Raw genomic sequence first — 24492 nt, forward strand, 5'->3', positions numbered from 1 at the left:
ATGACAGCTTTTGTTTGCACAATGGTGCAAACGTTTGCGCATGGTGTGCCTAATTCTGACAGAGCAAAAAGGACAAAACAGGTAGAGAAACCGGTTTCATTCCGGTATGGAATTTGATACAATGTACACATACTGAAGTGGAACAGACAGAAAATGAGTTCGGCAATAGAAACAACCGAAAAAGTCTGCGAAGGAGTCTTTGGAATGAAAAAATATCTGAAAGTAGATCCGTGGTCCATCATTGAAGAGGGATTCGTTGCTGAGAACCACGAGATTTCCGAAAGTATTTTCAGCATTGGGAACGGTCATATGGGTCAGCGTGCGAATTTTGAAGAGCACTACACCGGTCAGAGCCTGCAGGGAAGCTACATGGCAGGCGTGTACTATCCAGATAAAACCCGAGTGGGCTGGTGGAAAAACGGATACCCTGAATACTTTGCCAAGGTGCTCAACTCAACCAACTGGATTGGGATCGACGTGAAAGTGAACGGGGAGACCCTGGACCTTGCGACTTGCACCGTGACAGATTTTGTTCGTGAACTGAACATGAAGGAAGGCGTTCTGCGCCGCAGCTTCACCGCTGAATTGCCTGGCGGCAAGAAGGTGAAAGTGGCATCCACCCGTTTTGTCAGCATGAGCATGAAGGAAATCGGGGCCATCAAGTATGCGGTGACGCCAGTAGGCTTTGATGCTGACATTACGTTCAGCCCTTACCTCGATGGCGATGTGAAAAACAAGGACAGCAACTACGATGAGAAGTTCTGGGATGAAGTAAGCAAGTCTAACCGTGCAGATCAGGCGGTACTGACGATCAAAACGAAGAAGCTGGACTTCTATCTGACTTCCACGATGACCTATGCCGTAGAAGTAGCTGGAACCAAAGCGGATGTACAGCCGGAGTTGACCGAGAAAGAGAAGTTCGTCGGTCATTCCTTCCAGGTACAGGCAAAAGCAGATCAGGAAGCTGTGCTCTACAAGTACGTATCCAATGTAACTTCGAGAGATCATGCGGTTGACGAATTGGCTTCTGTTGGGGCAGAAGTGCTGACGAAAGCAGTAGCAGCTGGTTTTGACAGTCTCCTGGATCAGCAAAAAGAAGCATGGGCGGCAAAATGGAAAGACAGCGATATTGTCATTGAAGGCGATGTCGAAGCCCAGCAAGGGATTCGCTTCAACATTTTCCATATGAATCAGACGTACACAGGTGAAGACAGCAGACTGAACATTGGTCCAAAAGGATTCACGGGTGAGAAATACGGCGGAAGCACCTACTGGGATACAGAAGCTTACTGCTTGCCGTTCTATCTCAGTACAGCGGACGAGTCCATCTCCAGAAACCTGCTCGTCTATCGTTACAAGCATCTGGAAAAAGCGATCGAAAATGCGGAGAAGCTTGGATTCACGGACGGTGCGGCTCTGTATCCAATGGTGACGATGAACGGGGAAGAGTGCCACAATGAGTGGGAAATCACGTTCGAAGAAATCCATCGTAACGGCGCGATCGCTTACGCTATCTATAATTACACGCGTTATACCGGGGATTATTCATACCTGGGTGAGTACGGCCTTGAAGTGCTGGCAGGCATTTCCCGTTTCTGGGCGCAGCGCGTGCATTTCTCCAAGCACCAGAACCAATATGTGATGCTCGGTGTAACCGGCCCGAATGAGTATGAGAACAATGTCAACAACAACTGGTACACCAACCGGATCGCAGCCTGGACGATGGAGTATACGCTGGATGTCATCGCGTATCTCAAGGAAAACGAAGGTGCCCGTCTGGATGCGTTGATGGCGAAACTGAACCTCAGCGATGCCGAAACAGCTAAATGGCAGGAAATCATCGAGAACATGTATTACCCGGCAGACGAAGAAAAAGGCGTGTTCCTGCAACAAGACGGCTTCCTGGACAAAGAGCTGATTCCGGTAAGCGAGCTGGATGAAAAACACCTGCCGCTCAATCAGAACTGGTCCTGGGATCGGATTCTTCGTTCCTGCTATATTAAGCAGGCGGATGTTCTGCAAGGATTGTACTTCCTCAATGACCAGTACGATTTGGAAACGAAGAAGCGCAATTTCGATTTCTATGAGCCATTGACGGTACATGAATCCTCCTTGTCTCCATGTGTCCATTCCATTTTGGCCTGTGAGCTTGGATACAAGGAAAAAGCTTATGAAATGTATCTGAGAACGGCTCGTCTGGATCTCGACAACTACAATAACGATACGGAAGACGGTCTGCACATCACCTCCATGGCTGGTACGTGGATGTCGGTGGTGGAAGGATTCGGAGGCAAGAAGATTGAAGATGGCACACTCTCTCTCAATCCATTCATTCCAGGGCACTGGCAGTCCTTCAGCTTCAAGATTGTGTTCCGTGGTGCCCGTCTGAACGTCCAAGTCACTCCGGACAGCATCAACATCAAGAACGAGACCGATGTTGAAACCGATCTGATCGTGAGCGGCAAGGAAGTTACGGTAAAAGGCAACGAAACCATTCAGGTTTCTCTCGCCGCATCTGCTGTATAATTTCACTCCATTGATTTGAATAATGGTTTTCAAGCACGCCAGCTGTACATTTGCTGGCGTGCTTGTTTGATTAATTTACCTGTTTCAAGCCCGAAACAGCGGGTTATTTACGAAAGGAAGTGATCATACAGAGAACCTATTGAGAGGAGAAGATGGAATGGCAGCGTTTCAGGGTAAAAAGTGGGCGGCAGTATTGCTCGCCATGGTACTGGTATTTAGCATGAGTATGGGGGTCTATGCAGAATCGTCCAACCAGTCCGTTGAGGTCAAGGTGAACGTTGAGGCAGGCACGGAAGGTGTGGTGCTGAACAGCAGCAGTGACACCAAGGTGAATGCGGGCGATGACGACGAAGAAGGCCGCGAAGACGATGACAAGGGTGAAGACGAAGAAAAAGATAATCATGGAAAAGTAAAAGTCTGGTTCAAGCATAAAGGCGCGGATGCAGGCGCTGTCATGATTAAAATCGACGGAAAAGTCGTGGTGGACAAGCTGTCTTATGAAGAGACTTCCGTTGAACTGGAATTGGAAAAAGGCGAACGTCTTCTTGAAGTGATCGGTGCTGACAAGGAGAACAAAGGGACCGTCTTGATGAAAAAGATGATCTATATAAGCAACAAACAGAACGTTGAAGCCGTCGTTATGGCGATTGGAAGCGAGCTGAAGCTCGATCTGAAATCTGAAGTCATCTCTGCGATGGAATCCGATGATGATGAAGATGAGGATGAAGAAGGAAAAGAGAATGACGACGACAAGGAACAAGAAGACAAAGATAAAGACAAAGAGCATAACGGCAAATGGGACAAAGCTGCCAAGCTGCGTCTGGTGCATCATGTAGAAGGAGCGCCAGCAGTAAAGATCTATCTGAATGGCAAGCTGCTTGTGGATGGTCTGAAATACGGAGATATTTCCAAGACGCTGGATGTGGAAGCAGGAACCCATGAGATCAAGATCGTCGCAGCGGATGGAAAAATGAAAGGCGAAGTATTGCTGAAGAAATCTTTTGACTGTGTCGACCATGAAGAGGTAACCGCTACCATCAAGAAGTTAATGAGCGGGCTCGATCTAGAGTGGAAGAAAGGGCTAAAAGCGGATGCGGAAGTAGACGCGGATTTGGATGACAAGGAAGAGCAGGAGAAGGAAGCAGTTGCGAAAGCATGGCTTCGCCTGATGCATGATGTGAAGGGTGCACCGACTGTCATGATCAAGATTGATGGCAAGCTGTGGGTGAAGGGATTGGCGTATGGCGAGCTTTCTGAAGAGCTTGAGCTGGAAGAAGGCGAGCATGACATCGTGATCTTTACCATCGATGCGAATGGCAAAGACCAGGTGCTGCTGGAAAAGAAAATCGATCTGAAGAATACAGCAGACAAGAAAGAAATGACAGCGGTTATCAAGGGTGTTCAAGATGGTATTGATGTAGAGCTTGAGGCGAAAACGGACACGGTCGTCGAGCAGGATGATGAGCAAACGCCACCATCTTCGAATACTGGCAATACCAGCAATAACAACAACAGTGGAAATACATGGACTGAAACGGAGCAGCCAAGGGTGATGGAGCAATCCAACTACGGGGTGCGCAATGCTTCCAGTGAAGGTGTGATCATGCCAACAGCCATGCCGCAAACCGGTATGGGCGGAACAGCTGATGCGGTTGCCAGCGAACAATCTGCGTCAATCGGCTTGTGGAAGGTATTGATTTCCCTGCTTGCTGTAGCAGGCGCAAGCTTGTACGTATACCGGCTACGTGCTCAAAAGCATGAGGCATAATCGAGATTTCCGGGAAGGTTCTGATCCAGGAAAGAGCTATCGCAAACAAAGCCTGCAAGGCATCGCGGCTGCGCTGTTGATCGTATTGATCATCGGCGCAGTTGCGTACCTGGCAGAAAGAATGGATCAGACCGAATCATCAGCTGGACATACCTCGTCCGCACCCGTATCCGAATCGAGTCTCCAATCCGTCACCCGAACATCTTCCGAGGTGGAATCGCCTTCTGTCTTGAAGGAGCAAGAGCCGGAATCAAATACCAACGCAAATTCCAGCACGTCTTCCCATGTTTCAGCTGATTCGAATTCGGTTATCGAAAAGGTCAATCTTGACGGCAAGGGAATACAGCCCGCCCGCTTAAGCATTCCGGCTATCGACCTGAATGCGGAGATCACCTCCGTAGGTCTGGAGCCGAATGGACAGATGGGTGTGCCTGATGCTCCAGAGCAGGTTGGATGGTATTCATTAGGCTACCAGCCGGGCGAACAGGGGAGTGCGGTTTTGGCCGGACACGTCGATTGGTCGAATGGTCCCGCTGTCTTTTATGATCTCGATCAACTGGAGAAAGGGGACCGGATTACAGTTGTGGACGCACAGGGACAGTCTCTTCATTATGAGGTGAACAAGCTGGAAAGCTATCCGTATGATCAGGCACCCATTCAGGACATCTTCGGAGAAGCCGACCAGAGCATGCTCAATTTGATTACCTGTACCGGACAATTCAGCCGTGAAACGGGCAACCATTCGCATCGGCTGGTTGTGTATGCCAGTCTGGTGACAATTGGATAAATCGGAAAGAAGGAAGGAGAAAGGCATCCTTCCTTTTTTTTGTTCTCAGCTTAATACGCTGACTGTTGGCTGTCGCATTTGCACCTATCCGAATTACGGGAAATCGAGCACAGGGACTGGTGAACATTGGGATGATAACGGTGTGCATAGCGCTGCACAGAAAGCTGAAGGGGCAACGGGCTGTATCTATAGGTGGCGATATCGGCAGGGTTTCAGAGAAATGACGGGGGCAGGCAAACGAAAAGAAATGAAAAGAAATACATGGATGGGATCAAAGTGTTTCGACCTCGAAAAGCGGGGGTAATTAGGAGACATGAAGCTTCAGCAAGTCCAAAAAAATTCTACACTTCGCTAAGAGAAAGGAGACATTCTTATGTTGAGATGGGCATTGATGTTCTTTATCATCGCACTGGTTGCCGCAGTATTAGGTTTCGGCGGAATTGCAGGTGCAGCAGCAGGCATCGCTAAAATCTTGTTCGTTGTCTTTCTGGTCATCTTCGTCATTATGCTCATTCTGGGACGTAGGCCGAGGGTATAGCGAAGCTGAACGCCATCCCGCTCTTACAGGTAAAACCAGATAAAGCGAGAAACAACGTGTCGTTGCAAAGATTTAAACGTAATCTGAATGTAACCAAAAAAGAAGCGCGAGCAAAACCAAAATAGGCAAGCAGAATAGGTAGCTTGAAATGTGCTAACAGAGCGTTAACACAAATGAAAAGAGCGAAAATGAGAGAGCAAAAAAGAGAGAACAAGAGAAGATATGAAAAAGAGTAGATATGAAAAGGAGGGAATAACCATGTTAAAATGGGCACTGATTTTCTTCATCATCGCGATTGTAGCCGCGATCTTCGGATTCGCTGGTATCGTAAGTGCAGCTGCAGGAATCGCAAAAGTGTTGTTCTTCGTATTCCTGATTCTGTTCCTGATTTCCCTGATCATGGGACGAAGGCCAAACCTTTAGCTGCATGACTTTGATCAATGAACATGATAGGTAATGAAATGGTTTTATATAAAAATGGCCTTGAGAAATGGGAAGAGACGCCCATCCTCAAGGCCATTTTTATTTGTTCCATTCCTTACGCATGCTGTCCAGCGGATTCGGGATGATGGAAAAAGGCGCGCAGCGCTTTCAGTACCTCGCCTTTTTCACGAATAATACAGTGCTGGAACTTCGGGTGGTTCAGGTTGCGATAGGCGGACATCAGCGTGCTGCTGCGGTTGTATTGGTTGACCTCTCCATAGCCAAACAGGTTGGTATGATGGAGAAGTTCATGAATATATTTCACGCATTTTTCATTGTCAGAGGTCAGGTTGTCTCCGTCTGAGAAATGAATCGGATAGATGTTGTAAAACTTCGCAGGATAGCGTTCTTCAATCAGTTGCAGCGCCTTGATATAAGCGGAGGAGCAAATGGTTCCGCCGCTTTCACCTTTCGTGAAGAAATGTTCTTCACTCACTTCCTTTGCCTCGGTATGATGGGCGATATAGGCGATCTCGACCGACTCGTATTTGTGTCTCAGAAACCGGGTCATCCAGAAGAAAAAACTGCGTGCGATGTATTTTTCGAATTGCCCCATCGAGCCAGATGTATCCATCATCGCGATGATGACTGCGTTGGATTGCGGTTTCTCTACAATTTGCCAGGTTTTAAACCGCAGATCGTCCGGTGTAATATTTTCAATGACAGGCTTGCCGCTGCGAGCGTTTCGCTTCAGGTTTTCCAAGATGGTTTTCTTCTTGTCCAGATTAGAGAAGATGCCTTTCTTGCGTATGTCGTGGAAGACGGGCTGGTCGGTGGTGATGTTTTGCTTCTCCTTCTGTTGAAGATGAGGCAGTTCCAGTTCTTCAAACAGCATTGATTCCACTTCCTCCAACGGTACCTCTGCTTCATAATAATCCTCGCCGGGCTGGTCTCCGGCTCCAGGTCCCTTGCCGCTCTTTTGCGCGGATTCAGGGTCCCTTCCCAATACATCTCCGACCTCGCTCTCTCCATCTCCCTGACCAACATGCTTGCCTTTATTGTAATTGTATCGAAAACGATATTCATCCAGACTGCGAATCGGAATCTTGACGATCTGTTTTCCCTTGGACAGAATGATATTCTCATTGGCGATCAAATCCGACAGATTTTGTTTGATGGCTTCCTTGACTTTTTTTTGATGTCTGGACTGATCCTGATATCCCTTGCGGTGAAGGGACCAGTCCTCCTCTGACACAATAAACAAGGGCTTCTCCATGTGAGCCACCTCCCGGAATGTCTAGCTCCACAAGCAGGATCGAAAAGCTTTGTTTTATCAATATATTCAACAAAGACAATGGTATGTGAACGCGAGATAAAAAATACACGTCCCGATCAGGCTGATTGGTGGAGCGATACGTGTCTATCCGTGAGCAAGCGTCCGCTGCTTGCGGTATTCGGATGGGGTGACACCCGTCAGTTTTTTGAATGTTTTGCTGAAGTGCGGGTAGTCCGAGAAACCCACCTCAAGTGCCACCTGGCAGGTACTGAGGTCGGTAATCTCCAGCAATTCTCTCGCCTTTTCCATACGGAGGTTAATTAAGTACTTGATAAACGTGACCTGCCATTCTTCCCGGAAGGAACGGCTGAAGTAGGCTGGGGAAATGCCAATATAGCCGGCCACTTCATTTAATGAGAGGTCCTCCCGCATGTAATGCGTCTTCATGTAATCCAGTGCCCTTTTCATATTCATGCGTGATCCCAGGTTGCGCCATTCCTTCAGAATCTGCATCCATTGCTGTACCTGTATGCGTGTCCGCGTCAGTGTCGATGCAATGGGATGGGATGAAGGGGGACTGCCTGCCTGCTCCTCCAATGAAATGCCTTTCTTGCGCAGCTCGTTTTCCAGCCAGAGCAACAGGTCATGGGTTAAATGGGTGAGGGGTACTTCCTCTGTTTGCCGCTGTTGCAAGTGGTGCAATATGGCTTCCAGGGTGGCGGATGCCTGTGCCCCTTTCAGTGACCACATCTCTTCGAACAGCTGTTTTTGCATCTGGTGGTAAGCGGTCAGCCATTCGTTCAAGGTAGAGAACCGTTCCTTGTCCTGTGTGAGCTTGTGGTGAATACGTTTAAGTGTATCCAGAAAGGCTTGCGGATCAATCGGCTTCAACAGAAAGTCAGAAACGCCGAATCGAATCGCCTTCTGCGCAAAGCTGAAGTCATTATAGCCGGATAAAATCATAAAGGTCACTTTGGGATGAGCGGATTTTGCTTGCTCGATCAGTTCAAGACCGTCCAGCTCAGGCATGTAAATGTCGGTGATGACCAGATCCGGTGCCGTTTGCTGAATCAGTTCCAGTGCCTCACGGCCATCCTCTGCCTCACCGACCAGTTCGAAGCCGAGATCAGACTGCTCGATCAGTTTTTTTAAGCTGAAATGAATCATCTGCTCATCGTCGACAATCAATACACGATACATGGTCGTGCCCCCTTTGTTTGCTTGTTCAGTCCTGATGGCCTTTATAGCGTAATCCGTTGTCAGCGTACGGGAGTCGGATCAGGATGACGGTTCCATTCGAATCCGAACGTTCCAGATGAAGGCCGTATGGATAGCCGAATGCAAGTCGGATTCGTTCATGCACGTTAATGAGTCCAATGCTGGTGAAGGTTTTACTAATGGCAGAGAGATCATCGCTTTTATGGGAGAAGGCCAAATTGTATTTTTGCATGATCTCCTCCTCCATCCCGCCACCATGGTCCACCATGCGAATTTCATAATAGTCAGCGTACGCTTTGCCGCTAAGTCCCATATAGGTCGGTTTTTTCTTGTGCTGCTGATAGCCGTGCAAGAATGCGTTCTCCAGCAAAGGCTGCAACGTGAGGCGAATGGTGGACACCTGCTCTGCCTCTTCAAGATCGACGTCTATGTCCACCTCCAGCTTTCGATATCTTGCTTTTTGAATTTCCATATAGGAGCGAATATGCGCCATTTCTTCCGTCAACTGAACGATCTGTTTGGCGTTGCCGATGTTGTAGCGGAACATATGCGCCAGTGAAGTGGTCATCTTACTGATGGCCATATTGTTTTCCAGGATGGCATGTGAATTAATGATTTCCAGCGTATTGTACAAAAAGTGCGGATTGATATGAGATTGCATCGCTTGCAGGGCCGATTCCTTCTGCTTAATCTTCATCTCCTGTTCCTTGAACCGAGACAAATGCACTTCCTGAACCAGTCGCTTCAGCTCTGTCACCATGACATAGAAGCTCTCGAACAAACGGCCAATTTCTTTATTTTTGAAGCGGATTTTCGAGGACCGGACGGAGAAGTCACCGGATTCCACCCGTTTCATCAGCTTCTGGAGGTAGGTCAGGGCACGGGTAATGGAAAGGGAAAATCCTCCGATTGCCACCATGCCGAGAATAATGATAATCGTCCCAACCAGCATAGTCAGATTGCGCAGGTCAATCATATCGGCCATAATCGTCTGCAGCGGAATTTGGGCTGCCAATATCCAGTTCGTCATCTCGGAGCGATGGAATATAACAATATTCTCTTCCCGCGTCTGCACGTCAAGCGGATTGCTGCTGTCATGCAGTGGCTGGAAATACGTCATCTGTTCCTTCGAGAGCTTTCGTCCCAGCTGATCGGGCGCGGGATCATAGATGACTTCCCCCTTCTCGTCGACGATACGCACATGAAACCCGCCGAGTGAAATGTTTTCTGTAATATGGGCCATATGCTTGAGATGAATATCGACGACCAGCATTCCTTCAATCCAGTAGGTGGAAGCACTGTGCAGCTTACGGATCACCGTCAGGACAGGGGTAGCGCCCAGGCGGTTCACTCCGATAATATGGAAGTTCTCCAACTCGTCTACCCGTTCCATCAACGCAATATTGCGAGCATGAATATCCTCCATCTGAAGCATTTCCTTCATACGGTGGTAATCCGTCACCTGCCGACCGGTTTCCGTGACGAGTGAAATACCGGCGATATCTGGTCTGCCCTCAATCATCTGGTCAAACAGGTCATCCTCGATACGCTCGGTCAGCATAAACAGGGCATAGGGAGACAGGGAAGAAGGCCTGATAAAACGCTGTATATTCAAATTGTCGATGAACGGATACGTGGATACCTCGACATTTTCCATATACATATCGAGCGCCTTGCTAGTCTGATCCACGAGCTTCATATTGGAGTCAATGGCATTTTGCTTGATGGTTTCGGTAGATGCCTGGTACCAGAACCATCCGACGAGCAGACTGGGAATAAACACAAATAAAATGATGATCGTGAACAGCTGTCTCTGAATCGTAAGCGCTTTCAAACGATGCATGCCTTTTTCTCCTTTTCGTATGAAAGGTTATCCTGTGTAGTCCCTATTATTATAGAAAAAACCGGAATTGTAAATGATGATTCCATTCGAAATCCTATGCCTGGAACGATTCAAATCAAAAAAACACAACCAGGGAGGAAAACCACATTCCAATCAAAATGAAAACCTTTACAATAGACTCATAAGCGCTTATACATATGACTTGAAGGGGGAAGCAACACATGAGATCAAGAAAGTGGCTCACGTTTTTAACATGGGTATTGCTCAGTTTTACGCTAGTGGTTACAGGCTGCACGAACCAGGCCAACAATGGAAACCAGCAAGCAAGCAACAACGAAACAACCTCTGGCGAGAATGGCACAGAGACGGAAAAGCCGCAGGAGGACGTCACGATTAAGCTTGGGTTTTATTCCGGAGGCAAATCTGACGAGAAGATGAAGGAACTCATTGATAAATTCATGGAAAAGCATCCTCATATTACGGTCGAAACACAGAGCGCGCCGTATGGCCAGTTCTTTCAGAAGCTGGATACGCAGATCGCTGCCAACAATGCACCTGATGTTTGGCTGTCTGACGGCGTTTTCGTGATGAAGTATGCCCAGCGCGGGGCAGTCAAGGACTTGACGGACTGGATTGAGAAAGACTTGAACAAGGATGAATATTATGGCCTTGATTTTAATAAAGACGCGGATGGCCGCTACTGGGCAATCCCGCAAGGGATTCAGATCGGCGTGCTCTTCTATAACAAGGAGCTGTTCGACCAGGCTGGCGTTGCTTATCCCGATGAGAATATGACCTGGGAAGACCTGAAGGAAACCGCGGCGAAGCTTACACTGGATTCGAGCGGGAACACAGCGGATGCATCAGGATTTGATGCGAAGAACGTGCAGCAGTTTGGCTTGACCTTCTTCAGTATTACAGAGGGATGGTTCTCGGTCCTGAAGTCTTACGGGGGCGGTGTACTCGATGAGAGTGGCATGAAATCAGTCGTCAACTCCCCAGAGAACAAGCAGGCGATGGAATGGATTGTGGATGGCATGAACCGGGGCGTATTAACCGATCCCTTGGATCTGAAAGGCTTCCAAAGTTCGATGGCCGTATTCCCGAGTGGTTCGGCTGCCATGCGTATTGGCATCTATGCCCGTGTACTTGCCGCGAATGAAGCGGGGCTGGATTATGACGTGACGGTGCTGCCAAAAGGACCGGATGGCAAGCGATTCGCACCGGTTATTGCGAATTCCTGGGTTATCAACAACAAGGTTGACGGAGCCCAGGCAGAGGCGGCTTGGGAGTGGATCAAATACTGGGCGACCGAGGATGAGGTTCAACGAGAATGGGCTACGCTGGGTGAAGCGGTACCTGTGAAGAAATCTGTTGCCAACTCCGAGGTTTTCCTGGGTGCAAGTGAAAAGCCGGCCAATCGCCAGGCGTTTCTGGACAGCTTCGAGTTTGCCGGCACGCTCGATGCGAATGCGGTCTGGGAAGAATGGGTCTCCAAATTCAATGAGAACGCCAATCGGGCTTTTTTGAATGATGTAAGCATCGATGAAATGCTGGAAAATGCCGATCAGGAAGTACAAAAAGTGCTGGATAACTTCTACAAGAACTGACGACAACATCTATCAAGCAACCGGTAAAGGCGGGATTGTCTATGAATCACTCCGTTCCACATAAACGTGCGACGAGAGGGAACATGCCGATCCGAAAACAAAAATGGCTCAACAGTGAGGGGAGATGGGGGCTGTTGCTGGTCTCCCCTTACTTGATCCACTTTATTGTGTTTTTGGTCGGACCCTTGATCGCCTCTCTCTATTTCAGTTTTACGAAGTACGATATGCTCAATCCCCCCGAATGGACGGGACTGGATAATTATCAGACGATGTTCTCGGAGCCTCTCTTCTGGAAGTCACTCTGGAATACGATCTATTTCGCGATCTTGTTTGTACCGACACAGGCGTTTCTCGCGCTTATCCTGGCGGTAGCGCTCAATCAAAAGCTCAAGGCGCTGAAGCTCATTCGAATGGCGCATTTTATCCCGGTGATTTCATCGTGGACGGTAATCTTGTTTGTCGCAGATGCCATTTTCAATCCGCGATTTGGCATGGCGAATTCACTGCTGAACAAGCTGGGCTTCAGTCCCCAGCTGTGGCTGAATGACGAAAATCTCGTGATCCCTTTACTGGTACTGATTGCCGTATGGAAAGGGATCGGTTACATCATGATTATTTACCTGGCTGGCCTGCAAAATGTCCCAAGTGATTTGTATGAGGCCGCAGAGATTGATGGCGCGGGCGTCCTTCGCAAATTTCGATCGATTACCCTTCCATTGATCTCTCCGACGACCTTTCTCGTTCTGGTGCTGAGTACGATTACGACCTTCCAGGCCTTTGAGCAGATTTATGTGCTTACGGGTGGAACGGCCGGTGTGACGGCAGCTGGAGGTCCTGACAATGCGAGTCTCGTGCTGATGCTGTATCTGTATCGGGAAGGTTTCTCCTTCATGCATATGGGCTATGCATCCGCAATTGCCTGGGTGCTGTTCATGATTTTGTTCACCCTCACGCTCATACAACTGACCATTCAGAAAAGATGGGTGCATTATGAGTAAGACTCGATTCGTCTAGACGCCGGGACAGTTGGAAAGGAGACCGCCATGAAATCGAAAATCATATTTAAAATACTCGGATACGTCACGATTATCATCAGTTCCCTGATCATGATCGTGCCCTTCGTATCGGCCTTGATGAATTCACTCAAAACATACAAGGAATACACGGCTGTACCTCCCGTGTGGATACCAGACGTGTTTCAGTGGAGCAATTATTCCGAAGTGTTCAAGCTGGGGAACTTCAGTATTTTCACCATGAACAGTTTTACCGTGACGATTCTCTCTGTGGTAGGTGCTCTGCTCTCGTCATCCATGGTGGGGTTTGCTTTTGCCAGACTGCGCTTTCCGTTTAAACATGCACTATTTGTCATGGTGCTCGGCACGATGATGATTCCGCCCATCGTCATTATCATCCCGCACTTTATTATCTTCGACAAACTGCATATGCTGGATACGCTAACACCGCTTTGGGTGATGGAATGGCTCGCTCAGCCGTTCGGTATCTTCCTGATGCGTCAGGCATTTCTGAGCATACCGGGTGAGTATGAAGAGTCTGCCAAGATGGAAGGCTGCAATCCGTTCCAGATTTATTTGAGAATTTATATGCCCATGGCAAAGCCAACGCTAGCCACACTGGCTATCTTTACCTTTATGACCAAGTGGAACGAAATCTTGGCCCCGGTTATTTATTTGACCTCGGAAGATAAATTTACCCTGCCAATCGGTATCCTGTCGCTGGGCGGACAATGGTTCGGCAATGAGCAGTATATGGTTGCAGCGGCCTTGATGAGTCTGGTGCCGATCATGATCGTATTTATGTTCGCTGAGAAATATTTTGTTCAAAATCACTCCTCATCCGGCATCAAGTAAGAAGCCGTGAAATGACAGAACGATGGAGGCAACAGTGAATGGACATTCATCTGAAAGGAGATCTCGAAGCAGTCTCTGAGGGAATCAGGCCTTTTGCCCATTATTACGGTTTGAACATTGAAACGGGTGCCGTGTGTGACATGGCGTCATTCTGGCACATCAGGGTGCAGCAATCCGAACAGGCAAAGATTGTCGTATCCCTGCAAAGCGGAACAGGTTTCATTCAGTATCAGCAGCCTGTCCATTTCTACCGGGCGTTGGGCCTGTTCGTGGAGCAAGCGCGTTCCCGAGATTCTTTTCAACTTCACGAGACGATTTATTTGGACAGGATCGGCGTGATGCTGGATTGTTCGCGCAACGCTGTGATTCGAACGGACAGGGTGCAAACCGTACTGGTGACGATGGCTGCCATGGGATTGAATACGCTAATGCTCTATACCGAGGATACGTATGAGATCCAGGAGGACCCGTATTTTGGCTATATGCGTGGTCGCTACAGCAGAGAAGAGATTCGGGAGCTGGACCGTTTCGCACAGTCGCTCGGCATTGAGCTGATCCCGTGTATACAGACACTGGCTCATCTGGCGACGTATTTGAGATGGGATACCGCGCAAGAGGTGAAGGATACAGCAGATATCTTAATGGTTGGAGCAGAGCAGACGTATGCGTGGATCGAGAAGCGACTGGCTGCATGCGCCGAGATGTTCAGCAGCCGACGCATTCATATCGGCATGGATGAAGCGCACTGGATCGGACGCGGCCGGTATTTGGATCAGCATGGATTCGCTCCCAGCTCTGAGCTGATGACACGACACCTGCAGCGCGTGCTGGACTTGACGGAATCATACGGAATGGAGCCCATGATGTGGAGCGATATGTATTTTCGCATGGCCTCGCCCACTGGCGACTATTATGACCGGTCGGTAGCGATGACCTCCGCGAATGCTGCGAATGTACCAAGCAAAGTGAGACTCGTATATTGGGACTACTATCATGAGAATCCGGCGTGCTATATCCATTATTTGCAGCAGCATGCCCAATTAGGCAGTGAGCCGATTTTTGCGGGCGGCATTTGGACCTTTAATGGTATCGGCGTCCATTATCCGAAGACCTTTCGCACAACGGAAGCGGCGATGCAGGCATGTAAGCAGCAGGGAATCCGCGAAGCGTTTGTTACGTTGTGGGGGGATGACGGGGCCGAGACGAACCTGCTGCAAGGTTTGCTGGGCTTGCAGCTGTATGCCGAGCATGGTTATGCGAATCAGGTAGCGAGGGACCGATTGGAAGCGAGATTTCAATGGTGTACAGGTGCAGAGATGCAATCGTTCATGGAGCTCGGTACGCTGGATGTGCCGCCAGGCGTGCATGTGCCAGACCCGGATCATGGAGGCTGGCTGGAGCCGGAGAATCCGTCCAAGTATGCGTTATGGCAAGACCCGCTGCTGGGCCTGTTCGACAAGCATGTAGAGGAATCGGGACTGGACACATATTATGCCGGACTGGCAGACCGTCTTCATGCAGCAGGCACCAGGGCCGGAGATTGGTCCTTTCTGTTGAAGGTCCCGGAATCGATATGCCGGGTACTGAGTGTAAAAAGTGAATTCGGTGTGAGACTGCGAACGGCGTACATGAAGCTGGAACGTGAACAGCTGAATCGATTGGCGAATGAGACCTTGCCCCTGCTCATCGACCTGCTGGATCAATTGAGAGAGCATCACTATACGGAGTGGATGCACTGCAATAAGCCATTTGGCTGGGAAGTGCTGGATCTTCGGTATGGCGGCCTGCGTGCCCGTCTGGAGACAACAGGGAAACGCGTCAATGCATGGTTGCAGGGCAAGGTGGACAGCCTGCCAGAGCTGGATGAGAAACGACTCCGATATCCCTCTGCATCGAACGCGGATGCCCGTTATGTGCGGTGCAACCAATATCGGCACATCGTCACGGCGAATGTTCTGTAGGGTTCCTGTGAATCCAACGAGCGAAAGGATAAGAAAGAAAGGGAGTGAATACAACGATGAAAATTGCGGCATTTAGCGGCTTACTGATGGATTATAGTATGCATGAGGCCATGGACATCACCCGTCGTATGGGTCTGGACGGGATCGAAATTGCCTGCAGGGAGCCACATTTATCAGCAGACACGTCCCTGCAGCGAGTGAAGGAGATCAGAAGGCTGGCCGACGAGCATCAGCTTGGTATTTCGGCGTTGGCAGGGTATATGGGCTGGTTTTCGACGTCGAGTGATGACGATTGTGAGCGCGCTTTCGACGAATGCAAGCGAATGATGGAAAGAGCCGACATACTGGGAACAAACCTCATTCGCGTCTTTCAGGGAGGTCCCAATGCTTTTTTAGCCGCCCCCTATCATTACGAGAAAGCAGCGCATTGGCTTCGACGCTGTGCGGAAGAAGCTGACAAGCTCGACAAGAAGATTGCGCTGGAAATTCATAATCAAAGTCTGATCGAGGATGTGGAGAGTGCCTTAAAGCTGATTCAGCTCGTGGATCATCCGCGCATCGGCCTGATTCATGATGCCGGAAACATGTACGTTTCCGATTCGGATTACGGGGCCGATTCCATCTATGCGTTGCAGGAGCATCTGTTCCATGTGCATGTCAAGGATGAGCGGCGGATTGACGAAGTAGGAGGTCCATCTACCTTTACAAATCGCACCAAACACGGAGAGGAAGCGTTTAGACAATGTCTGCTTGGAGACGGTGAGGTCAATCATCAACCGATTTTCCATGCGCTTCAGAAGATTGGATACGACGGTTGGATTACACTGGAGTGCTTTTCAGCAGAGCCGCCGGAAGAACGCCTTCGTCATGATCTTCAGGTCGTGAGGAAGCTGCTGGCCGCCACGTCCACCTGAACAGTCTATATGTATCAAGTAGTCCGTACAATCTCGTCTTATCAGCACGTCACCATTCGTCAGGAGGTTTGCAGGATGAATAAACGCACCTTTGCGATCATCGGCTGCCAGCATGCGCATATTTCTATTTTTATTGAAGAAATGCTGGCGCTGGGTCATGTGTGCAAGGGCATATATGAAAGAGAAAACCATCGTCTCGCTGAGCAGATAGCCAGGAAATACGATCTTCCCATCGTCGCTTCACTGGAGGAATTGGAGCAGGAGTCGATCGATCTGATTGGCTGTGCCGCCATTAACAATGAGAAGATTGACATCATGGAGTGGTGTGAGCAATTCGGAAAACCGATCATGATTGACAAGCCGGCTGTCACGAATCGGGACGGTCTGAAGCGGTTGTCTGCGCTCATTAGCCGCAATCAGCTAGAGATCGGGATGCTGCTTACGGAGCGCTACCGCCCATCTGTTTCAACATTGAAACGACGCATAGCGGAAGGCAGGTACGGAACGATCGTTCATATTTCGATGCGAAAGCCACACATGCTGAGACCGGAAGACCGTCCGGACTGGCATTTCTCGAAAGAGCAGTCTGGCGGCATTATCAACGATTTATTTGTGCATGACATCGATTTGCTGCGATGGCTGCTGGCAGATGAGATTTGCGAGATGCAGGCATTTAGATCCAAGCGCATTCTGCCTGAGTATCCTGATTTCTATGATGCAGCAGGCTTGCAAATCAAGATGCAAGGAGGCGGCACCGCCCAACTGTATGCGGACTGGCATACACCCGAAAGCTGCTGGACGTACGGTGACGGACGCATCTTTGTCACAGGCACAGAAGGGACGGCTGAGCTGCGCCTTTCTGGTGATCCCCTGAGGGCTCCCCTGGGGGCTCCCGTGGAGGCGTCCACCACCCTGGGACAGGAAGCGATGTTCGAGATGACCCATACAAAGTCATGGCATCAGGTTGAGATTGAGGCAGAACCCTCTACCCTGACAAAGGATTATCTGGCGCGTCTGGACGGTCGTGTGTGTTCACATACGATTACAGCAGCGGATATTTACCTGGCGTCCAAAGCAACGGTCGAGGCGGATGAGGGTGCGATTGTGATCCATTCGACAGGTGTATCAGCCAGATCATAAATGGCCAGACAGGATATAAAAACAGAGGAAATAGAGGAAACAGAGGGAGTGGAAACCTATGAAGGGGAAACCATCGATCGTTCGATTTGCGATCATCGGCTGTGGGATTATTGCAGATATTCATGCAAAGGGCATCCAGGAGACCGCCGAGGCTGAACTGACGGCATTATATGACAAGCAGCCAGAGAAGGCGATCCGCTTTGCCGAGGAGTACGGGGGCAAAGTCTATCACACGATGGAGGATCTGCTGGCTGCAGAGGATATCGATGTCGTCTGTATTTGTACCCCGAGCGGTCAACACCCGGAACAGACCATACAGTCGGCCCGGGCGGGCAAGCATGTGCTGGTGGAAAAGCCCATGGCGATTCATCTGCCCGATGTGGAGCGTATGATTGAAAGCTGTAAACGAGCAGGAGTCTGGCTGTCTACGGTTTTTCCGAGGCGAATGTCTCCGCAGGCCCAGTTTGCCAGAGAAGTGATTCAATCCGGCCGTTTGGGCAAGCTGAGTCTCTGTTCAGCCTACGTCAAATTGTATCGGGACCAGGTGTACTACGACAGTGCCGGCTGGAGAGGAACTTGGGAAATGGACGGCGGCGGAGCCATGATGAACCAGGGGATTCATACCGTAGACCTGTTGCAGTGGCTCGCGGGCAATGTGACGACGGTTACGGGCAAGGCGCGGGCAGTGCTGAGGGATATCGAAGTGGAGGATACGGTGCTCTCTTCCCTGCAATATGAGAGCGGAGCACTGGGCATGCTGGAGATCACCACCACTGCCTATCAGGGAAAGGGACAACGGCTGGAGATTCATGGTGAAAAAGGCACACTCGTCATCGAAGAAGATGATATTATCAGTCTTCACATTGAAGGGGAAGAAGTTGAATGCCCGAAATTTGCGGCATTTCGCGTCATACCGGACGGCCATCGCATGCAGATCCAGGATATGGCCCGCGCTGTGCTGGAGCAGCGGCCTCCGATCGTAACAGGTGAGGATGGCAGACATTCGCTGGAGATTATTCTGCGTACCTATCAATCATCCAGAACGGGACAGGAAATCAGACTGGCTTCAGACAAGCCGATTGTGCAGACAGCGGCAGATCACTTGCGGATTCAGGTTTATCCGACCCGGGAGGAGATGGGGTTGTCAGCAGCACGGGAAGCAGCGGATGTACTGCGTCAACTGCTCCGCGAACAGGAACGGGTACGGGTTGTGTTTGCCGCTGCTCCTTCCCAGCTTGCTTTCCTGCAAGCCCTGAAGAGGGAGCCTCACATAGACTGGAGCCGGGTTACGGTCTTTCATATGGATGAATACGTCGGATTGCCTGCAACCGCATCCTCGTCCTTCAGCCAGTTCTTGCAGGAGCAGATTTGGGAGGATGTTCGGCCCGGAGAGGTTCATGTCATCGATGGCTGCAACGATCCGGATGAGGAATGTGCCCGTTACAGCCGCTTGATTAACGCTGCGCCCATTGATCTGATTTGTCTGGGCATTGGGGAAAATGGTCATATTGCCTTCAATGATCCGCCTGTAGCAGATTTCAAAGACCCGATGATCATGAAGAAAGTAGAGCTGGATGAAGCCTGCCGTCAACAGCAAGTGAATGATGGCTGTTTTGACAAGCTGGATGAGGTGCCCCGCTATGCCCTAACCCTTACCGTTCCGACCATGATGTCCGGTGGCAGGCTGTTTTGTATCGTTCCCGGGGAGCGCAAGCATGCCGCTGTTCGCCGTATGCTGACCAGAGCCATCTCTACAGCCTGTCCGGCTACGATCTTGCGCCGTCACCCCAACTGCACCTTGTATGCTGATCAGGCGGCCTACAGTGGGATAGCGGATGTATAGCGGATTCAACGGATTGCACTACCGTACGGGTCAGTCCATTCAGTTGCAAGTAGACGGGGCGAGATGGCAGAACGTCGCGGTCACAGGTGAACCAGCGCAACCAAATCTGCCCTTTGTGGCGCCTGGATTGGTGGATTTGCAAATCAACGGCTACCAGGGGGACGACTTCAATACGCTCCCTTTGCAGGTGTCTACTGTCGTCCGTATGACCCGTGCCTTGTGGAGCGAAGGGGTGACCGCCTATATGCCGACCGTCATTACCCATCATGCCGATGCCATTGAGCAGGCTGTGTCGGCTATTGCTTCAGCGTGTGAGCAGGATGCGCTAGTGGAGGCGAGCATAGTGGGCATTCATCTGGAGGGGCCTTTTATTTCACCGGAGGATGGGCCGAGGGGCGCCCACGACCGTTCCTATATTCAGCCGCCTTCGTGGAAGTTGATGAACAGGTGGCAAACCGCAGCCAAAGGGCGAATCAGGCTTATAACCTTGTCTCCGGAATGGGAGGAAGCAGCGGCATTCATTCGAACTTGTACCGTCCATGGCATCCAGGTATCCATTGGACATACCGCTGCAACCCCTGAGCAGATCCAGCAGGCCGTACAATGCGGGGCGGTCATGTCCACGCATTTAGGCAACGGGGCACATCTCATGCTGCCTCGCCATCCCAACTATTTATGGGAACAGCTGGCTCAGGATGCGCTGTGGACCTGTTGCATTGCCGATGGCTTCCATCTGCCTGATTCTCTGCTGAAGGTGATTATGAAAGTGAAGAAAGAGCGCGCGATTCTGGTCAGTGATGCGGTGTCGCTATGTGGTCTCGCACCTGGCCGTTATCAGACCCATGTGGGTGGGGAGGTGGTGCTGACAGCGTGTGGACGGCTGCATCTGGCAGAAAATCCAGATTTGCTAGCCGGTTCTGCCCAGATGCTGAAATGGGGAATTGAACATGTCACTAGCAAAGGCTTGACCACCCTGGATGAAGCGTGGGATATGGCTTCTCTTCATCCAGCCCGGGTCATGAAGCTGCCCGGCATGCATGGTCTCGCAGCCGGTGCCGCGGCTGATGCGGTCTGGTTTGTCCGGGAGGAGACGGGGATTCATATTGTGCAGACGATGAAATCCGGTCAGATCGTCTATCAGTCAGACCGTCTGTCCATCTGATCAGATGAAAGTAAACTGGAAAGATTCACCATCGCCCTGACAACAGTTGGAGAGGATGTTGATTTTGCCAGCCTGGATGTCACCAAGGAAAAGATACGGTCAATAGCCCATTTAGGTCACAGCCGTATCTTTTGTTTCCGGCTAATTTGTAAGCGATTTCAAAAAAACAGACGAAATGGGTGCACAACCAGATTCGGTGGTTAGGAGTGGAGTGACACAGAAGAGGCAAAAGGCGATTACGATGGATGAGAATGAGAGGAGAATGGTCAAATGATGAGAAGAAGGAAGAGATACGTATCTGTCTGGCTCTGTTTGTTGACAAGCCTGATGCTTGCTGTCGGATGGCAACCGAACCAGGGAGAGGTGGTGGCGAGCACCAATGCCATGATCACCCTCGATTCGCCTGCGGACGACGCGGTGCTGTCTGCGGGTACGGTTGTGATCTCGGGTACGTATGTCGATACGTATGACATCAATCTGCTCATCGACGGGCGTACCCAGGCCAGTGTCATGATGACAGACCCTGATGCGGATCACAGTGGAACGTGGCAGTATGAACTGGATACCACGATGTATAGCGGACCGATTCAACTGGTCGCCAGGGGACTGAATATCCGGACTCGTTACGGGGTGTGGAGTCCAGCAATTGACGTTCATGTCCAGAATCCAGGTGCCAGTCAACCTGACGTCACGATTGCTAGTCCGGGTGACGGACAGACCGTGCAAGGAGTTGTGGATGTAGAAGTTTCGGTTGCTTCTCCGAATTCACTGAGCGAAGTGCAGGTGCGAATCGGCAACGGAAGCTGGCAGACCGCTGTCTTCAACGGGAACCATTACGTTGTGCAATGGGATACGACAGGTCTTCAGGATCAGACTTTCAGCATCCAGGCGAGAGCAACGGATACACTGGGGAATACAGGTATCAGCCTGACGACATATGCCAAGATTGGAACGGGAACGAATGAACCGTTCTCCATGCCTTCCCAGGACCGGGCGATGTGGATATGGGAGCCAGAAACGTACAAACTGCTGCTGAATCCGAATGCAAGAACCGTGCTCGATGCATTCGCCAGCGATACGACGACGTTTGGATCTGATCCCATCACCACGCTTTATCTGGCAGTTGGTCCGTTCAACGGGATGAATATCCTGGAGGACGATCCGGGGAAGCTCGAAGATTTCATTTCCTGGGCGCATCAACAAGGGTATGAAGTTCATGCGACCATTGCCGGCGGAACCTCACCTCCTTATATGGGGGCCTATGCACAGTATCATGACGAAGCCATCGAGGAGATAGAGGGAATCATCAATTATCATCTTGCGGCAGGCGTGAATGAGAAGTTCGACGGGGTGAATGTAGACATTGAGCCTTACATTTCCCAAGATTTTAAATCGCAGTATCCTGCTTTGCAACTCCAGTATCTGGATGGGTTGCAGAAGATGATCGATCGGATTCAGGTGGCGGGTATCCATTTGCCGTTTGGACCTGCCATTCCAAAATGGTATGACACCTCGCCTTATGCGGCGAACATCACCTGGAACGGCAGTACGAAATGGCTGTCAGAGCATATTCAGGATATCAGTGACTACATTGCCATCATGGATTATCGTGATCAGGCTGATGGCTCCGCGGGTATCATTGCCGGCGCACAGGGAGAGATGAATTATGCAATTTCTCTCGGAAAGCCGCTGTCCGTTGTGGTTGGTGTGGAAACAAAGGATATTGCCAATAGCGGGGATCCTGAAGTGATTACGTTTAGTGAAGAAGGACGAACCTATATGGAAAGTGAACTGGACAAGGTCTATACGGCATTTGACAGCCAATCATCCTTCGGTGGTGTGGCGATGCACCACTATGATTCGTTGCGCGCGCTTCCGAGTTATTGGGGCACGGGCGGTGTATACTGGGAACCTCCCGCAGATTCACAATCGCCAGGAGCACTGGATATGAATCCGACAGCTACGGCGCTAGATCATGAACAGATCCGGGTGACCTTCGGCGTGGCGCAGGACAATATGGAAGTGGATCGGTATATCGTATATCGCAGTACACAGAGTGGCTTCACGCCGGATGCCCCCCACGTCGCCGGATTGGCTCGCACGCATGCCTTTACGGACCCGGGACTGTTGCCTGATACGACCTATTATTATAAAGTTGCTGCTGTCGATTTGCAGGGCAATATCGGACCGCCTACATTGGAGACCTCGGCTACAACAGCCGGGACGACCTTGCAACCTCTGATGCTGCAAGGGATGACCGTATCGGATGGGAACGGTACGGCAACCGTTCAGATGCAGGTAGTGGATGTGCTTTCCGGACAGCCAGTTTCGGGTGCTGAGGTAGGCGGCAGATTCAACTATGCAGGCGGCACTTATCACAACGGGATGACGGATTCAGCCGGGCAGGTGTCCTTCGTGTCTGAAACCATCCCAACCGGTTACCAGGTTGGCTTTGAACCGAGAAGTGTCCCTGCCGCAGGCTATTACTGGGCGCAAGCTTATGACGAGCCGCATAAGGCTGCGTTGTATGCGACTGCTGGTCTTCAACATCTTGAAATCAGCAGTGGAACACTCAGCCCGTCCTTCGATAAGAATACGATGGGGTATCAAGTCACGGTGGATCAGCAGACCGCTTCCGTGCAGGTGACACCAACCTCATCTGCAAATGATCAGGTGGTAGAAGTAAACGGACAGCCCACGGCAAGCGGCAGCCCCTCTGCTCCCATTCTACTGGCTGAAGGTGAGAACATCATCCATGTCGATGTTTATGGCAAGAAAGGGGAACGAGACAGGTACAAGCTGACCGTGACGCGTTTATTCGCAGCGAGCCATGAATTTGTGGCGGTTGCAGATACGCATGTAGATCAGAATGCCCCGAGTACCTCGTTTGGACAGGCACAGCTGCTGGAGGTCGTGGATATTCCTAATGCAATTGGTGGCGGAGATCGGCTCACCTATATGAAGTTTGATCTGTCTGCGTTTACAGAATCGGTCCAGTCCGCCAAACTTTATTTTCATGTGAATGCAGCGCCTTCCAGCTCATTAAATTTGACGGTATACAGCTATGACACGGACAACTGGGATGAAACGATGAACTGGCATAACCGCCTCGGTGCAGGTTCCACGATAGAAGGAACCGTCCATGTCCATTCATCGGGCTGGCATGCCATAGATGTGACAACTTTCGTACAGAACCAGATGATGACCGATCAGCAAGTTACCTTCCGGATTATGGACCCGAATACGAGAAATATTGGCGTCCAGATCAACAGCTCGGAACATCCAGACAATCAGCCGTACATCAAGCTGAATGAAACCTCTGCGCCATAGCTGATGAATTCGGTTGACGGATAATGAACCTATCGCAAGTCAGGATTGGCCAGACTTCATTCACTTGCGAGTTTTATCGGTTCCACAAACACCTCCCTTTCTGAAAGGATTAGAAAGGGAGGTGTTTTATAATGAATATACGGACAAGACAAGCCTTGCAGGCCGTAACAAGCTGGATCAGGTGGAATAAAATGGGGCGGGCAGATGGGCGTGACGGGGATCACTTTTTAATAGGATGGTGCTCAATTCTCTGATATAATAGCATCAATAAATGGAAGGGAAGTC

Annotated in this window: 18 protein-coding genes; 15 read left to right on the forward strand and 3 right to left on the reverse strand. The window is 50.2% G+C overall.

From position 1 onward, the window contains the following. The first annotated feature begins 204 nt into the window (after nucleotides 1–204). From ACFSUC_RS07145 to ACFSUC_RS07165, 5 genes are all read left to right on the forward strand, one after another. Nucleotides 205–2526 (forward strand): glycoside hydrolase family 65 protein, encoded by a 2322-nt coding sequence (locus tag ACFSUC_RS07145; RefSeq protein WP_379928838.1) that lies wholly within the window; start codon nucleotides 205–207, stop codon nucleotides 2524–2526. 157 nt (nucleotides 2527–2683) lie between these two features. Continuing rightward, nucleotides 2684–4294 carry a DUF4397 domain-containing protein gene (locus ACFSUC_RS07150; RefSeq protein ID WP_379928839.1) on the forward strand — a complete coding sequence of 537 codons (1611 nt, stop codon included), beginning with the start codon at nucleotides 2684–2686 and terminating at the stop codon, nucleotides 4292–4294. Then, nucleotides 4284–5081: a class F sortase gene (locus tag ACFSUC_RS07155; protein ID WP_379928840.1), complete on the forward strand. Its 798-nt coding sequence runs from the start codon at nucleotides 4284–4286 to the stop codon at nucleotides 5079–5081. Before ACFSUC_RS07150 ends, ACFSUC_RS07155 begins: the two co-directional genes overlap by 11 nt. A gap of 373 nt (nucleotides 5082–5454) precedes the next feature. Continuing rightward, nucleotides 5455–5619: a DUF1328 domain-containing protein gene (locus ACFSUC_RS07160; protein ID WP_379928841.1), complete on the forward strand. Its 165-nt coding sequence runs from the start codon at nucleotides 5455–5457 to the stop codon at nucleotides 5617–5619. 258 nt (nucleotides 5620–5877) lie between these two features. Then, nucleotides 5878–6042 carry a DUF1328 domain-containing protein gene (locus ACFSUC_RS07165; RefSeq protein ID WP_379928842.1) on the forward strand — a complete coding sequence of 55 codons (165 nt, stop codon included), beginning with the start codon at nucleotides 5878–5880 and terminating at the stop codon, nucleotides 6040–6042. Nucleotides 6043–6157: 115 nt separating this feature from the next. Here the strand turns inward: ACFSUC_RS07165 and yhbH are convergent, their stop codons facing one another. From yhbH to ACFSUC_RS07180, 3 genes are all read right to left on the reverse strand, one after another. Further along, the gene (yhbH, locus tag ACFSUC_RS07170; protein ID WP_379928843.1) at nucleotides 6158–7318 is read right to left on the reverse strand and encodes a sporulation protein YhbH; all 1161 of its coding nucleotides are present in this window, start codon (nucleotides 7316–7318) and stop codon (nucleotides 6158–6160) included. Between the two features lie 144 nt (nucleotides 7319–7462). Beyond that, nucleotides 7463–8518, reverse strand: coding sequence for a response regulator (locus ACFSUC_RS07175; RefSeq protein WP_379928844.1), 1056 nt, complete (start codon nucleotides 8516–8518; stop codon nucleotides 7463–7465). Nucleotides 8519–8543: 25 nt separating this feature from the next. After that, nucleotides 8544–10379, reverse strand: a complete 1836-nt coding sequence (locus ACFSUC_RS07180; protein WP_379928845.1) for a cache domain-containing sensor histidine kinase — start codon at nucleotides 10377–10379, stop codon at nucleotides 8544–8546. A 221-nt stretch (nucleotides 10380–10600) separates the two neighbouring features. Here ACFSUC_RS07180 and ACFSUC_RS07185 point away from each other — a divergent pair, with 221 nt between their 5' ends. The 10 genes from ACFSUC_RS07185 (at nucleotide 10601) to ACFSUC_RS07230 (ending at nucleotide 24461) form a co-directional block, all read left to right on the forward strand. After that, nucleotides 10601–11989, forward strand: coding sequence for an ABC transporter substrate-binding protein (locus tag ACFSUC_RS07185; protein WP_379928846.1), 1389 nt, complete (start codon nucleotides 10601–10603; stop codon nucleotides 11987–11989). 41 nt (nucleotides 11990–12030) lie between these two features. Next, nucleotides 12031–12987, forward strand: coding sequence for a carbohydrate ABC transporter permease (locus ACFSUC_RS07190; RefSeq protein ID WP_379928847.1), 957 nt, complete (start codon nucleotides 12031–12033; stop codon nucleotides 12985–12987). A 45-nt stretch (nucleotides 12988–13032) separates the two neighbouring features. Further along, a complete protein-coding gene (locus tag ACFSUC_RS07195; protein ID WP_379928849.1) occupies nucleotides 13033–13857 on the forward strand; it encodes a carbohydrate ABC transporter permease in 825 nt (274 codons plus the stop codon). 38 nt (nucleotides 13858–13895) lie between these two features. Continuing rightward, on the forward strand, nucleotides 13896–15818 hold the full coding sequence (locus tag ACFSUC_RS07200; RefSeq protein ID WP_379928850.1) for a beta-N-acetylhexosaminidase: 1923 nt from the start codon (nucleotides 13896–13898) through the stop codon (nucleotides 15816–15818). Between the two features lie 56 nt (nucleotides 15819–15874). Next, the gene (locus ACFSUC_RS07205) at nucleotides 15875–16732 is read left to right on the forward strand and encodes a sugar phosphate isomerase/epimerase family protein (protein ID WP_379928851.1); all 858 of its coding nucleotides are present in this window, start codon (nucleotides 15875–15877) and stop codon (nucleotides 16730–16732) included. A gap of 75 nt (nucleotides 16733–16807) precedes the next feature. Continuing rightward, nucleotides 16808–17872 carry a Gfo/Idh/MocA family protein gene (locus ACFSUC_RS07210; protein WP_379928852.1) on the forward strand — a complete coding sequence of 355 codons (1065 nt, stop codon included), beginning with the start codon at nucleotides 16808–16810 and terminating at the stop codon, nucleotides 17870–17872. 58 nt (nucleotides 17873–17930) lie between these two features. Beyond that, the gene (locus tag ACFSUC_RS07215) at nucleotides 17931–19715 is read left to right on the forward strand and encodes a Gfo/Idh/MocA family protein (protein WP_379928853.1); all 1785 of its coding nucleotides are present in this window, start codon (nucleotides 17931–17933) and stop codon (nucleotides 19713–19715) included. Beyond that, nucleotides 19708–20877, forward strand: coding sequence for an N-acetylglucosamine-6-phosphate deacetylase (locus ACFSUC_RS07220; protein ID WP_379928854.1), 1170 nt, complete (start codon nucleotides 19708–19710; stop codon nucleotides 20875–20877). The genes ACFSUC_RS07215 and ACFSUC_RS07220 overlap by 8 nt, the downstream gene beginning before the upstream one ends. 270 nt (nucleotides 20878–21147) lie before the next feature. Further along, on the forward strand, nucleotides 21148–24207 hold the full coding sequence (locus tag ACFSUC_RS07225) for a CBM96 family carbohydrate-binding protein (protein ID WP_379928855.1): 3060 nt from the start codon (nucleotides 21148–21150) through the stop codon (nucleotides 24205–24207). A gap of 131 nt (nucleotides 24208–24338) precedes the next feature. After that, nucleotides 24339–24461: a hypothetical protein gene (locus ACFSUC_RS07230; RefSeq protein WP_379928856.1), complete on the forward strand. Its 123-nt coding sequence runs from the start codon at nucleotides 24339–24341 to the stop codon at nucleotides 24459–24461. The last annotated feature ends 31 nt before the right edge of the window (nucleotides 24462–24492 follow it).

This window comes from Marinicrinis sediminis (assembly GCF_042685085.1).
GTDB classification, from domain to species: domain Bacteria; phylum Bacillota; class Bacilli; order Paenibacillales; family KCTC-33676; genus Marinicrinis; species Marinicrinis sediminis.

What these genes read in the sequence shown, in the direction of transcription:
- ACFSUC_RS07210 (WP_379928852.1), top strand. Translation starts at nt 16,808, where the DNA reads ATGAATAAACGCACCTTTGCGATCATCGGCTGCCAGCATGCGCATATT.
- ACFSUC_RS07155 (WP_379928840.1), top strand. Translation starts at nt 4,284, where the DNA reads ATGAGGCATAATCGAGATTTCCGGGAAGGTTCTGATCCAGGAAAGAGC.
- ACFSUC_RS07220 (WP_379928854.1), top strand. Translation starts at nt 19,708, where the DNA reads ATGTATAGCGGATTCAACGGATTGCACTACCGTACGGGTCAGTCCATT.
- ACFSUC_RS07200 (WP_379928850.1), top strand. Translation starts at nt 13,896, where the DNA reads ATGGACATTCATCTGAAAGGAGATCTCGAAGCAGTCTCTGAGGGAATC.
- ACFSUC_RS07230 (WP_379928856.1), top strand. Translation starts at nt 24,339, where the DNA reads ATGAATATACGGACAAGACAAGCCTTGCAGGCCGTAACAAGCTGGATC.
- ACFSUC_RS07180 (WP_379928845.1), bottom strand. Translation starts at nt 10,379, where the DNA reads ATGCATCGTTTGAAAGCGCTTACGATTCAGAGACAGCTGTTCACGATC.
- ACFSUC_RS07160 (WP_379928841.1), top strand. Translation starts at nt 5,455, where the DNA reads ATGTTGAGATGGGCATTGATGTTCTTTATCATCGCACTGGTTGCCGCA.
- ACFSUC_RS07145 (WP_379928838.1), top strand. Translation starts at nt 205, where the DNA reads ATGAAAAAATATCTGAAAGTAGATCCGTGGTCCATCATTGAAGAGGGA.
- ACFSUC_RS07150 (WP_379928839.1), top strand. Translation starts at nt 2,684, where the DNA reads ATGGCAGCGTTTCAGGGTAAAAAGTGGGCGGCAGTATTGCTCGCCATG.
- ACFSUC_RS07225 (WP_379928855.1), top strand. Translation starts at nt 21,148, where the DNA reads ATGATGAGAAGAAGGAAGAGATACGTATCTGTCTGGCTCTGTTTGTTG.
- ACFSUC_RS07215 (WP_379928853.1), top strand. Translation starts at nt 17,931, where the DNA reads ATGAAGGGGAAACCATCGATCGTTCGATTTGCGATCATCGGCTGTGGG.
- ACFSUC_RS07195 (WP_379928849.1), top strand. Translation starts at nt 13,033, where the DNA reads ATGAAATCGAAAATCATATTTAAAATACTCGGATACGTCACGATTATC.
- ACFSUC_RS07190 (WP_379928847.1), top strand. Translation starts at nt 12,031, where the DNA reads ATGAATCACTCCGTTCCACATAAACGTGCGACGAGAGGGAACATGCCG.
- ACFSUC_RS07205 (WP_379928851.1), top strand. Translation starts at nt 15,875, where the DNA reads ATGAAAATTGCGGCATTTAGCGGCTTACTGATGGATTATAGTATGCAT.
- ACFSUC_RS07165 (WP_379928842.1), top strand. Translation starts at nt 5,878, where the DNA reads ATGTTAAAATGGGCACTGATTTTCTTCATCATCGCGATTGTAGCCGCG.
- ACFSUC_RS07175 (WP_379928844.1), bottom strand. Translation starts at nt 8,518, where the DNA reads ATGTATCGTGTATTGATTGTCGACGATGAGCAGATGATTCATTTCAGC.
- yhbH (WP_379928843.1), bottom strand. Translation starts at nt 7,318, where the DNA reads ATGGAGAAGCCCTTGTTTATTGTGTCAGAGGAGGACTGGTCCCTTCAC.
- ACFSUC_RS07185 (WP_379928846.1), top strand. Translation starts at nt 10,601, where the DNA reads ATGAGATCAAGAAAGTGGCTCACGTTTTTAACATGGGTATTGCTCAGT.